The organism is Streptomyces camponoticapitis, assembly GCF_014646115.1.
Taxonomy (GTDB): domain Bacteria; phylum Actinomycetota; class Actinomycetes; order Streptomycetales; family Streptomycetaceae; genus Streptomyces; species Streptomyces camponoticapitis.
The window spans coordinates 106698-118658 of the sequence record NZ_BMMV01000025.1 but is presented as its reverse complement, the minus strand read 5'-3'; the positions used below and the strand labels follow the sequence as shown (position 1 = coordinate 118658).

The window sequence follows — 11961 nt, the reverse complement described above, 5'->3', positions numbered from 1 at the left end:
TCCTACGAAGCAGCTGTCACCCTCGCATCACTCCTGATGTGGGCGTGACATTTGACGACAGAACCTAGCCCTCGACGGGGCGGGACGCCAGGTCGACGCGCTGGCCTCGGACGCCGGACACCTGCTGTGGTCGGGCATCGTCGACGACGAGCGCGGCCGGATCGTGGGCCGCCGGCTGCTGGAGCCCGACTTCTTCTCGGGCTGGGGCATCCGCACCCTGGCGGCGGGCCAGCCGCCGTACCACCCGCTCTCCTACCACCGGGGCTCCATCTGGCCCCACGACAACGCCGTCATCGCACTCGGACTCGCCCGCCACGGACTCCACGACGAAGCGGCACGGGTGAGCGACGGCCTGCTCGACGCGGCGGCGGCCCACGGCCACCGGCTGCCGGAAGTCATCGCGGGCCATCCCAGGCAGGACGGCCACGGACTCATCCCGTACCCGCACTCCTGCTCGCCGCAGGCCTGGGCGGCAACCACCCCGCTGGCCCTGCTCACGGCCCGCCGGGCCGCCGAGGCCTGACGGTGCCGCGGGTCCTCACCCCTTGGCCCGCAACCGCGCACTCAGGGATCCGGCTCACCACCGCTCGGCGCGGAGAGCACCCGAGTAAGGTCCGCGACGGCCTGCACAGGTCTGGCAACAGCTCACCAAGGACGGCGCCCAGGTCGCTCCCGCGTTGCTGGGCAACCGGTCCCGGGACACCGAGTGTGACGGAGTAGTGGTCTTCAGCGGGCGCCGGGCTTCGGGTTGTGGCGTTCAGTGGTGCGTGGTGGACAGCCCCTTCTACTCGGGCATGCACAAGAAGCGCGGCATGAACGTGCAGGTCCTCGCCGACCCCTTCGGAAGACCGCTATGGGACTCAGCGGCTCTGCCCGGGGCCGTCCACGACGTACGCGCGGCCCGGGAGCACGGCGTCATCGACGCCCTCGCCCGAGCCGACGTCACATGCTGGGCTGACAAGGGCCAGCGCGGCTCCGACGGCACGGTCCGCCGGTCCCACGCCAGGATCCGCGCACTCGTTGAGCTGTACCCACTCTGTATCTGGCTATCAGCGCCCTCCGCCGGATTCGTCAAGTAGCGCACTCACGTAGGGCGCGTGGAGCGGCTCGGCCGGAGCCGAACGCCGGTCGTGGCGAGCCGCGCGCCCGGCGGTGGTGAGTGGCCGGGACAGGAGTGGCCGGCACACGGCCGGGTCACCGACGGCTCAGCCCGATCACGGACCGAACGGGAGGGCCGTCACCCTGATGGAGGACGTCAGCCGTACCGGAGAAACGACAACCACCCTTCCCTTCGCAGCACTGCGTACCGGAGCGGGGCTTCGGCTCCGGTCAGACCGCTGCTGCGGCACCCCGGGACGCGGCTGCCTCGGGATCGGCGCCCGCCGTGGTGAAGGCAGCGGCCGAGGCCTCCCAGGCGGCACGGACCTTGCCTCGGTCCTGCACGTCCGACGCCAGTGCCGCCGCGAGGCGCGCGAACGCCTCGCCCTCCTCGTACGGGGCGTTCGTTCTCCGGAACAAGCCGATGGCATGCCGATGGGCCTCTGCCGCCTCGTCATACTTCCCTGATGCGGCAAGGGGGGCGCCGAGGTCGTTCCAGGTCGTACCCTCGCCGTACTGGTCCTCGGTCTCCCGGCAGATGGCGATGTCACGCATGTGGGCTTCGACGGCCTCGTCGAACCTTCCGACGCCGGTGTAAGCGATACCGAGCCCGTTCCATGCGGCGCCTTCACGTGACCGGTCCTCCTCCTGCAGGCACAGAGCCAGGTCGCGCAGATGTGCCTCGATGGCCTCGGGGAACTGTCCGGCCGCGGAATGTGTGACGCCGATGTTGCACCATGCCCCCGCCTCACCCAACCGGTCCCCCGCCTCCTGACACATGCGCAGGGATCTTCGGTGCGCGTCCAGCGCCGCCTCGAATTCACCCAGACCCGTGAGAGCCCTGCCGAGGTTGCCCCATGCGCAGGACACACCGTGCGCGTCATCGAACTCCTCGTAGATCGCGCGGACTTCGCGGTGCGTCTCGGCTGCCTCCTCGTAACGCCTCGTCTCGCGGAACACGACACCCAGATCAGTCAGCGCGCCGGCTTCGGCGAATCTGTCCTCCGTCGCCACGAAGAGCGCCAGCGCTTCCTCCAGAGCGTCGACCGCCTCGTCGAACCTGCGGACTTCGGTGAGAACGGCGCCGAGGCACTGCCACGCCGCGCCCTCACCGCGCCGGTCGCCGAGGGACCGGCAGATGTCCAGGTCCCTTTGATGGCCGTGGAGGGCCTCGTCGAAGCGTCTCAGGTGGCGCATCACATTGCCGAGGTTGTGCCATGCCTTGCCCTCCCCGCTCAAGTCGTTGATCTCCTGGCAGATCGCCAAGTCCCGCCGGTGCACGCCGGCCGCCTCTTCGTATGCGCCCAGTTCGAGCAGGGCACAGCCGAGGTTGGACAACGCCACGCCTTCGAGTTCCCGGTCCTCGATCTCCTGGCTGATGATCAGACCCTGCCGGTGGGCCTCGACCGCCTCGTGGAACCGCCGTGCTCCGTCGAGGGCGGCGCCCAGACAGATCCAGGCCGCGGCCTCGTCCCTCCGGACCGGGAGAACCCGTGCGGAAGCGAGCGCGGTGGTGGCAGCGGCCACCCATTCGTCGATGTAGCGGCCCCGTTCGAGGTACTCGGCAAGCAACGCCGGGAGACGGCGGGCCAGGTCGTGGTGACCGAGCAGGTGGGCCGCTTCGACGGTGGCCAGGAGGTTGGCCCGTTCGGCGTCCAACCAGTCCAGCGCCTGCCGCTCCCCGGCGAAGACCTGCGGCACGGGTTGTCCGGTGAATGCCGTGAGATGGCCGTCGGCCGCTTTCACGGTGGCGACGCGGTGGTCGAACAGCAGGCGCTGGACCCGGCGGTAGACGTCAGTCGTCGTGGAGTACCGGTCGGCCAGTTCCTGAGCGTAGGCACGGATGAGGTCGAGCATGTGCCACCGGTCCCTCACCACGCCCCGAACGAGGAGATGCGCCCGGGTCAGGGCGCCCAGGAGTGCGCGGGTCTCCCGGTCGCCGCGCTCCAGGAGAAGCGCGGCATCGGTGGTGGAGATGTCGGGCCCGGGGTTCAGTGCCAGTCGCCGGAAGGAGTCGGCCTGGGCTTCGGTCAACGACTGGAAGGACAGATCCAGCGAGGAGCGCAGAGCGCGTTCGCCATCGTCCAGGTGATCCAGGGGGCTGGTGGTGCAAGCCAGTTCGGCGGCCAGCTGCCCGAAGTGCTGTTGCGGGTCGTCGATGAGTAGAGCGGCGGCGATTTGCAGAGCCAGGGGCAGATGTCCGCACAGGCCTGCGAGAGCCAGGGCGTCCACCTCCTGAAGTACGGCGCGAGTGTCGGCCGGATCGGCGATCCGCAGAGCGGTGTCGAGCAGCCGCAGGGCGCTGGAGGGAGTGAGGACGTCGAGGTCCAGCAGGCGGGCGCCGAGAGTCGGCAGCGTATGCCGGGACGTCACGAGGAGCCGGTGCGAGTCGTTGCCCGGCAGGAGGGGGCGGACCTGCTGGGGCGTGGAGGCATTGTCAGCGATAACCAGCACGGTCGAGCCGCTGACGGCCATGGCCTCGAGCTGGGAACGGTACAGGGAGGCGCGTTCCTCCAGTGTGGGTGGGATGTGCGCGTCCTCGATGCCCAGGGAGCGCAGCAGCGCGTCCAGCGCCTGGGCCGGCAGGACCGGCGCCGTGTCGTACCCGCGCAGGTCGATGAAGAGGAAGGCGTCGACATACCCCAGCTGCGCGGCGAGGTGGCCGGCAGCCACGACGAGTGACGTCTTTCCGACGCCCGCAGTTCCTGCCACCGCTGCGACCACCACTGCACTGGTTTCACATACGCCGTTGTCAGCGGGGGCGGCCGTCGCACCGCTGATGGCGCGAACCTGGCGGGGTTCGGCGCCGACGGTCGGCCGGAGCAGCTCCATCAGGACGGTCAGTTCCTTGTCGCGGCCCGTGAATCCTGCCGGTTTCGGGGGCAGAGAGGCCAGCGCCGTCGGAGCGGGTCCGTAGGGGTGGCTCTCCAGGTGGATCGTCACCCCGTCGCCCGTCGAGACGATCCCGAGGTTGTCGCCGCCGATGGCGACCGAACGCGGTCCCGAAGCAGTGACAGGGGCGGCGGACCGTGAACCCGCCGTCAGCGCGGCGGGCCCGGGGCGGCGGGTATCGGGGTCACGGTTTTCAGCGCGCTCCGGTACGGGGGCAGTGGCCTCGCTCAAGGGGGCGTCGAAGCGTCGTCGCCGGTTGACGCGACGCCGTCCAGGTCGGCTCCGATCACAATCGCGCGGTCGCCGGCCGCGCTGACCGGGCCCGGTGTCGGTGGACCGCCCGATGGGGCGGGAGCCGCCGGGCCGGCAGCGGGAGCGCTCAGCGTGGCGTTGTCCCCGGTGGAGAGGACCCCCCGCACTCCGCCGCCAATGCCGATGGCCCGTTCACCCGATGCGGCGACCGCGGGCTCGACAGCAGCCGCGGGCTCCCGGAGGAGTGCGACCAGAGCCACCGTGAATCCGGCCAGACCTGTCACCGCCCCCGCGACGCTCGCCACCCGGTCGCCGGTGTCGAGATCCACCAGAACGGCGACGAGTACCAGGGCCACAGCCACGGAGATCCCCAGTACAACTCCAGCCCACATCCACACGCGCCTCGATCCGTTCACCCACCCATGATGGCCCGACTCGCGCCGATCCGCGCTGAGTTCAGGCAGAATGTCGGTCGACGAACAGGGGCAGACCAGCATGCGGACCCCAGATGCGGCGGCCGGCACAGCCGCACCTGGACCGGCTACCTTGAGCTGTCGGCCGCAGCCACCGACAGGTCAAGGCGCCGCTCGTACCGCATCACCGCGATCGTCCAGGCCGACCTACGCGCGGGCGTGGCAGGGTGCACCTCTTCGATGCTGTCCCACTCCGGCACAGTCTTCCGGACGGGTAACCGGTGGAGTGCTCGATGAGGAGCAGAACCCGACATCGGCTGGGGCCGCTGTCTTGACGATCAGATCAGCGGAGGCCGTCCCAAGCGAGTCATCCGCCACACGGTGCGCCACTTCATGGGCTTGCGGGGCCCGCACCGAGTCCGCACACCTTCCATGAACCCGCCGCACCATGCCTTCAGGCCCGTCGCGGACCTGATCCGCGCCAAGGTGAGGAGGGTCCAGACGCCCAGATACACCGGAACAAGCGGGAGCGGGAGCCGGCGGCGCGCAAGCCACACCCGGTTGCGTGCCGTGAATCGGTAGTAGACGGCATGCCGGGCCGGAGAGGTCTTGGGGTGCTGGAGGACAAGTTCGGGTTCGTAAAGGATCTTCCAGCCGTCGTCCAGGGCACGCCAGGCGAGGTCGGTCTCTTCATGCCCGAAGAAGAACTCGCCGGCCCAGTCGCCGATCCGATTGAGCATGGGAACCGAGAAGGCGTGGCCCCCGCCGAGGAAGGCGGTCACCAGTCCACGGCGCATCGGGTCATCCGCACGCAGCCGGGGTACCCAGCGACGCTCTGTGTGTCCGTGTTCGTCCGCGACCCGGAATCCGATGATCCCCAACTTGGGATCCGCCGCGAACAACTGCTGGACCTTGCGGAACACGTCGTCGGCGATGAGCAGCCCGTCGTCGTCCAGCTCAATGACGACATCGACCTCGCCCGATTCGCGCAGCGTCTTCAGCCCGACGTTGCGGCCGCCGGGGCAGCCCAGGTTCGCCTCAAGCGGGGTCTTGGTCACGTCCGCCGTGACGTCCGTGAGGGGTGTCGCGTTACCGACCAGGACCACTCGGGTGGCGGGCGCATCCTGCTTCTCCACGGAGGCCAGCAGGTCCCGCAGCTCCTGCGGGCGAGTGCCCATGGTGACGATGACGACTCCGAGACGCGGCAGCGACATAGGGGCAGACTCCAGTGGTCGGCGAACGAGCCGATGGTAGTGGTGATCCGCGGCTGGCGTTGACCGACATCGAGGTGCGTCTATCGGGCGACGAGCCCGCCGAGGCGGTGGGCCTTCTGCCGGATTGCCACGTGGCGCAGGGCGATGATCACGCCGTCGTGCGCCACGATCAGGACCCGCCGCCCGGGGGCGGCGCGGCCCAGGTCGGAGACGAACTGCCCGACCCGTACGGCGACATCGGTGAACGCCTCGCCGCCAGGCGGCCGGTAGCACCACTCGCCCAGCACCTCGCGGCGGGCGGCCTCCTCGGGGGAGCGGGCGTGCAGGGCGGCAGGCGGGTGCAGTTCGAAGACACCCATCTCGCGGTCGCGAAGCCGCTCGTCCACCAGCGCGTGCAACCGCGCCTTGCCGAGGTTGGCAGCGCGGTCGGCCATCACGTCCCAGGTCTGCCACGCACGCAGGTAGGGCGAGCACACCACCAGATCCGGCTCCCTTCCGGGAGGCTGTCCGGCCAGCCAATTGCCCAGCAAGGACGACTGCGCGGCGCCTAGTTCGGACAGCGGGACATCCCGGTCGCGGCCCCGTACCGGCTCGGTGGAACCGGACATCTCGGCGGCGGAGAAGGCGACATTGGCCGTGCTCTGCCCGTGCCGGACGGCATCAAGGTGCCTCGCGCACCATCCCAGACATGCATTTCCACGACGCGGCCAACGGCCGCCACGGAGCTGTCGGCTGACCGAAGAGAGTAGGCATTTCGCAGCGAGACAGTTCTACGATCCCAGTTCATGACGACTCTCGACTGCTACGCATGCAGCAAAGAAGCAGAGTTCGACGATCTTCCACCACGCGAGTGCGTGGCACATGACCAGCACTGGCGGGTGGCCCACGACTTCAACACCGCGCTGCCGGGCTGGCTGGTGCTGCTGCCTCGACGCCACGTCGTAGCAGTCCACGAGCTCAGCAACGCTGAGGCATCCGCCCTAGGAGTGTGGCAGGTCGCGCTGTCCCGCGCGCTTCGGAGCGTGAGTGGGTGCGCCAAGACGTACGTCGTTCAATTTGCCGAAGCCGAAGGCTTCGCGCACGTGCACTTCCACATCGTGCCGCGCATGGCGGATCTGCGACCGGAGCATCGTGGGCCGGGCATTTTCGAGCTGCTTCGGAGGCCGGAGCGGGAGCGCGTAACGACTGACCAGGCGGACCAAATAGCCCACTCTCTCCGAACTCATCTGCATGGGCATCCGAACGCCCAGCGACCAAACCACGGAATCTGAGCCGGAGCCCGATCTCGTGAGGCGCTGATCGGCCGCGGCCGTCAGTTCCTGGTTCTGCGCGACGGGCCGCAGCCCATGCCAGTCTTGGGGGGGCGCCCAGGTGGGGCGTCGGCGACGTGCCGGCCGTCGGCTGCGCGGTGCAGCCGACAGCCAACAGCGCCATGGCCGCGGCGCATGCCGACCACAAGGGTCAGAACGTGCCCGCGGAGTTGCACTTGGCCCTTTGGGTGATGCAGTCCTTCACTCGATGTCCGAGAGCGGCGTTGTCCCAGGCGTTGAAGAAGTCACCGTGGATGGACGATGGCATGCCCGATGCCAGCCGGAAGCCCTGGGTGCTGCCGCTGGTCGGGTAGCTGGTGACGAACGAGAGGTTGGGGATCGCGACGGGGTAGGCGCCGCTGCACTTGCCGTCGTAGGTGAACGCCACGTGCGACTTGTGGTCCGGACTGTCGAGATTCTTGCCGTCCCAGCAGTCGGGGAAGACGAGTTGGTGGGTGAGGTGGGCCTTCGGGGCGCAGACCGGCCAGTTGCCGTCGGCACTTCTGCCGGTCTCGCCGCCCTCGCCGGCGCACCAGAACTGGCCCGGCGATCCTGCCGGGGTGGGCGTCTGCGCCCTGGCGTCACCCGCGATCATGCGGAAACCCTGTGGGAAGGGCACCGTCACTGAGGGGTCGGGGAGCCGGGAACCGTAGTAAACGATCATGCCCTCGGGCTCGACGGCCTTGTCGTTCTCGTAGAGGGTGGGGATCCAGTACGCGGAGAGGTCGTTGGCAGGGGTGCAACTTGTCGGCGCATTGGCAAGCAGGGACTCGGTCGTTGAGAACGCGTCGGTGCTCTTGTTGCCGAAGAAGCTGTGCATGTGGGACGCGCCGGGAAGGCCCGGAAAGACGATGGGGTCGTCCGGCTTGGAGTGGCTGTAGGTGCAGGTGGCGTTGAACTCCGGAACCCGGACCACACCGGCGGGCACCGCGGCCGGCGTCATCGCACGGAACTGCGCCAACTGAGCGTTCCACTTGGCCTGGTCGACGGGGACCCATCCAGCGGCTGTGCTGTCCCCCTCGCCGGTGAACGAGAACCAGTTGATGTTGACGAAGTCACCGGGTGTCGTGCCACGCAGCACGGCGAACACCGTCTGCGAGCCGGTGGGGTGAGTGGTGACCTGGGTGGTCCTGGTCGCCCAGGTCTGCCAACCGCCGGTCGGGGAGATCGGCATGACCGCGAGCAGCGGTCCGGTCAGGCTCGCGGTGCGCAACTCCAACGTTCCCGAGCCGACGGCGGAAGCGATCCGGGCCGACACGGTCAGCCGGCCGGCCGCGCCGAGGTCGACGTTGTCGAAGCGCATCCAGTCGCCGTCGGCGAGATACGAGGCGTTCTGCCCGCCCCCGGTGTCCGAGGTCGCCTCCAACGCGACGCCTGACTGGGCCGCGTAGGACTCGGCCTGGACGGTGACCGCCGCGGCCTGGGCCTGCTGGGTCGAGACGGTCAGGCTCAGGGCGGCGGCCAGCACGACCACCAGGGCGTTCACCAACAGTGTGTACAGATGTGCGGGATCTCTACGCATCTCACTTCCTCACGGACATCGGGGGTGAAGGGCCTTCTTCTTGCCGGAGCGGAGCGATCGGAAGAGCGGCGGCCGGACAGCGGCCGGTGCCCGCCGCATGACGCGGGAGTCCCGGGCCGCCCCGAGGGAGCGGACGGAGCGGCCCGGAACTTCGCGAACGCTGGAAGGCGGGGGGCCGGGGGCTACTGATAGACCCGCACGTAGTCGACGAGCATCTTGGACGGGAAGGGGGTGCTGGCGTCGGTCGGGCCCGGCCAGTCACCTCCGACCGCCAGGTTGAGGATCATGTAGTGGGGGTGGTCGAAGATCCACGGCCCGCGTGTCTGCTCCACCTGGTCCTTGTCGAGGGAGAAGACCGTCCGGCCGTCCAGGCTGTACGTGATGCCTTTGCTGTTCCAGTCGGCGGCCCAGGTGTGGAAGTCGTCGGAGAAGTCGGCGTTCCCGGGAAGCGTGTACGGCGCGCCGATTCCGCCTCCGCCGTTGTAGGCGGGCGCGTGGACGGTCGAGTAGGCGGTCTTCACGTCCTTGCCGAGGACCTCCACGATGTCGATCTCGCCGTTGTACGGCCACGGCCGGCCCGTCAGGAAGTCGCCGCCCATCATCCAGAACGCGGGCCACAGACCGTTGCCCTTGGGCACCTTGATGCGTGCTTCGACTCGCCCGTAGGTGAACTGGAACGTCGCGCCGGTGTTCATCCGCGCCGAGGTGTACTGACAGGTGGTGCTGCCGCTCAACGGGTCACGCGGGCACGAAGATCCTGCGGTGACCTCCTTGCGTGCCTCCATCACCAGGTGTCCCGCCCCGTCGAGTGCGGCGTTGCGGTTGTCGGTGTAGTACTCCAGCTCGTTGTTCGGCCCGGTGCCCGGATCGGGCCGCCACTTCGAGGGGTCGGGCCTGGCGCCCGCGGCGCCGTCGAAGTCGTCGCCCCACACCAGTCGCGGCGGGTTCGCGGGGTCGCTCGGCAGAGGCGGAGGCTGTATCGGATCGCCGCCGGTGCCGTACACCTGGAACTCCCACAGCGAGTAGCCGTAAGGGGTGGCGCGCTGCGTTCCGTACATGCGCACGTAGCGGCCGGTGCCGGAGACGGCGAGGGTCTGTTTGAAGCCGGTGCCGGCGGTTGTCGAGTAGATCGGCGTCCAGTCGGTCCCGTTCGGCGAGACCTGGATCTGGAAGGACTTGGCATAGGCGGGATCCCACTGCAGCACGACCTTGTCGATCTGCGCCGTCGCGCCGAGGTCGACGGAGATCCAGCCGGGATCGGTCCATCCGGTAGTGGCGCTGGTGGCCCAGCGGGAGGCCGGGTCCCGGTCGAAGGCCCTGGCCGGTGTGCATTCCCAGCAGTTCCCGTCGGCCTGGGAGGAGGACGCCGCTCCCGGCCTGCCGTAGGAGAGCAGGGTGCTGTCGCCGCCGCCGGGACCACCGGTGCCGGCGGCGCCGTACACCTGGAACTCCCACAGCGAGAAGCCGTAGGCGGTGGCGCGCTGCGTTCCGTACATGCGCACATAGCGGCCGGTGCCGGAGACGGCCAGGTTCTGGGTGCCGCCCGTGCTCGTGGCCGTCTGGTGGACGGTTGTCCAGTTCTGGGCGTCGCTCGACACCTCGATCCTGAACGCCCTGCCGTACGCGGCTTCCCAGTTGAGGACGACCCGGCTGATCTCGGCACTTGCCCCGAGGTCGATCTGAATCCACTGCGGGTCGGCGAAGGCACTGGACCAGCGCGTCCCGGGGTCGCCGTCGACGGCGCTCCGCGCGCTGAAGGCTCCCTCGGTACTCGACGCGGTGGCGGACTTTCCCTGGGAGAGCAGGACCTCCGCCGCCTGAGCGGAGGGGGCGGGGAGAGCGACAAAAGCGAGCAGTGAGGCCGCGAGGGCCAGGAATAAGTTGAAGCGGCGCAGCAGTGATCGCATGGGCGACTCCTCAAACGGCGGGGGGAGGTGAGGGAGCGCTCCCTGAGAGGGAGAATGGAGACGGCAGTAAAGGCTGTCAAGAGCTCTTTCACCTTGAAAAAACAGCGACTTGACACCTACGACAGGCAGAGGGAGCGGTCTCTCACAGGCACGGGTGGCACATCGAAAGCCGCCGGGGTGGCACTGAGGGGGACGCGCTCCCGAGCATGGTCATGCCGCCCCGGCCTGCGGATACGCTGCTCATATCGTCATGACGCAGAGCCGGAGGTCGCCCCGATGAGAAAACCCGCTCCGCGCATGAACCCAGGCGGCGGCACAGGGGACGGACAGGTATGAAACGCCCCACTCTTGAAGTGGTCGCCGCGCGGGCGGGCGTGTCCAAATCGAGCGTCTCCCGCGTCATCAACGGCGAGACGACGGTCGCCCCGCAGATCCGGGACGTCGTCATGCGCGCCGTGCAGGAGTTGGGCTACGTGCCCAACGGGGCGGCACGCAATCTCGTCACCCGCCGCACCGACACGCTCGCCGTGGTGGTCTCCGACCCGCCTCAAGGAGTCATCTCCGACGACCCCCTCTTCTCCGCCGTGGTCCGCGCCATCAGCAGAGAACTTGAGACAGCGGGCAAACGGCTTGTGCTCATGCTGGCGGAATCGGACCAGAGCCGCACCAGAGTGGTGGAGTACATCGCCGGCGGGCATGTGGACGGCGTGCTCCTGGTCGCCCTGCACGGTACGGATCCCCTGCCGGGCGCCCTGGCCAGGCAGGGCCTGCCCGTCGTGTCGTTCAACCGCACCTCCGCACAGGACGTCCCGTACGTGGCGCTGGACAACGCCGGCGGAGCGGCTCTGGCGGTGCGTCATCTCCTGGAGCGCGGTCGGCGCCGGATCGCCACCATCACCGGGCCACTCGAACTGTACGAGGCGCGTGAGCGTCTCGACGGCTACCGCCGGACGCTGCGTGACACCGGCCGTCGCTCCATCGTGGCACTGGGCGACTTCACCAGAGCCTCCGGCGCCGAAGCCATGCGGCAGCTCCTGGAGGACGATCCCGATCTCGACGCGGTGTTCGCGGCCAACGACCTGATGGCGATCGGAGCCCTGCGCACCCTCCATCAAGCAGGCCGACGTGTCCCCGACGACGTGGCGGTCATCGGCTTCGACGACATAGAGGCCGCGTCCTACACCAGTCCCGCGCTCACTTCGGTACGCAGCCCGATGGCCGACCAGGCGACCGCCACCGTCCACCTGCTCCTCGGCCTGATCGACGGCGGCCCCACAGGGCCGGTGATCATGCCGAATGAACTCGTGGTGCGCGAATCGACCTGACTTCGCGGCCGGGCGAACGGCGAATCCG

Annotated in this window: 8 protein-coding genes and 2 pseudogenes; 4 read left to right on the top strand and 6 right to left on the bottom strand. The window is 69.1% G+C overall.

Annotated features, from left to right (window positions below; all coding sequences use genetic code 11):
• Nucleotides 1-64: 64 nt before the first annotated feature.
• A pseudogene (locus IEY79_RS30305) lies at nucleotides 65-523 on the top strand (amylo-alpha-1,6-glucosidase); the annotation flags it as partial.
• Between the two features lie 250 nt (nucleotides 524-773).
• Nucleotides 774-1025: pseudogene (locus IEY79_RS30300) on the top strand (transposase family protein); the annotation flags it as partial.
• A 304-nt stretch (nucleotides 1026-1329) separates the two neighbouring features.
• Here the strand turns inward: IEY79_RS30300 and IEY79_RS30295 are convergent.
• From IEY79_RS30295 to IEY79_RS30280, 4 genes are all read right to left on the bottom strand, one after another.
• On the bottom strand, nucleotides 1330-4221 hold the full coding sequence (locus IEY79_RS30295) for a tetratricopeptide repeat protein (protein ID WP_189110829.1): 2892 nt from the start codon (nucleotides 4219-4221) through the stop codon (nucleotides 1330-1332).
• Complete coding sequence (locus IEY79_RS30290; protein WP_229701243.1) at nucleotides 4218-4604, bottom strand: hypothetical protein; 387 nt, start codon at nucleotides 4602-4604, stop codon at nucleotides 4218-4220. Before IEY79_RS30290 ends, IEY79_RS30295 begins: the two co-directional genes overlap by 4 nt.
• Before the next feature lie 389 nt (nucleotides 4605-4993).
• Complete coding sequence (locus tag IEY79_RS30285) at nucleotides 4994-5869, bottom strand: glycosyltransferase family 2 protein (protein WP_189110827.1); 876 nt, start codon at nucleotides 5867-5869, stop codon at nucleotides 4994-4996.
• An 80-nt stretch (nucleotides 5870-5949) separates the two neighbouring features.
• The gene (locus IEY79_RS30280; protein WP_189110841.1) at nucleotides 5950-6555 is read right to left on the bottom strand and encodes a histidine phosphatase family protein; all 606 of its coding nucleotides are present in this window, start codon (nucleotides 6553-6555) and stop codon (nucleotides 5950-5952) included.
• A gap of 99 nt (nucleotides 6556-6654) precedes the next feature.
• Here IEY79_RS30280 and IEY79_RS30275 point away from each other — a divergent pair, with 99 nt between their 5' ends.
• Nucleotides 6655-7140 carry an HIT family protein gene (locus IEY79_RS30275; RefSeq protein WP_189110826.1) on the top strand — a complete coding sequence of 162 codons (486 nt, stop codon included), beginning with the start codon at nucleotides 6655-6657 and terminating at the stop codon, nucleotides 7138-7140.
• A gap of 190 nt (nucleotides 7141-7330) precedes the next feature.
• On the opposite strand, the gene IEY79_RS30270 is transcribed toward IEY79_RS30275, so the two are convergent.
• Nucleotides 7331-8701, bottom strand: a complete 1371-nt coding sequence (locus tag IEY79_RS30270; protein WP_189110825.1) for a DUF1996 domain-containing protein — start codon at nucleotides 8699-8701, stop codon at nucleotides 7331-7333.
• A 182-nt stretch (nucleotides 8702-8883) separates the two neighbouring features.
• The gene (locus IEY79_RS30265) at nucleotides 8884-10608 is read right to left on the bottom strand and encodes a discoidin domain-containing protein (protein ID WP_189110824.1); all 1725 of its coding nucleotides are present in this window, start codon (nucleotides 10606-10608) and stop codon (nucleotides 8884-8886) included.
• Between the two features lie 332 nt (nucleotides 10609-10940).
• On the opposite strand from IEY79_RS30265, the gene IEY79_RS30260 reads away from it, so the two are divergent.
• A complete protein-coding gene (locus tag IEY79_RS30260) occupies nucleotides 10941-11933 on the top strand; it encodes a LacI family DNA-binding transcriptional regulator (RefSeq protein WP_189110823.1) in 993 nt (330 codons plus the stop codon).
• Nucleotides 11934-11961: the final 28 nt, after the last annotated feature.

Bases quoted from the DNA above. Each gene is read 5' to 3' on its own strand.
- IEY79_RS30260 (WP_189110823.1), top strand. From the start codon at position 10,941: ATGAAACGCCCCACTCTTGAAGTGGTCGCCGCGCGGGCGGGCGTGTCC.
- IEY79_RS30285 (WP_189110827.1), bottom strand. From the start codon at position 5,869: ATGTCGCTGCCGCGTCTCGGAGTCGTCATCGTCACCATGGGCACTCGC.
- IEY79_RS30270 (WP_189110825.1), bottom strand. From the start codon at position 8,701: ATGCGTAGAGATCCCGCACATCTGTACACACTGTTGGTGAACGCCCTG.
- IEY79_RS30265 (WP_189110824.1), bottom strand. From the start codon at position 10,608: ATGCGATCACTGCTGCGCCGCTTCAACTTATTCCTGGCCCTCGCGGCC.
- IEY79_RS30275 (WP_189110826.1), top strand. From the start codon at position 6,655: ATGACGACTCTCGACTGCTACGCATGCAGCAAAGAAGCAGAGTTCGAC.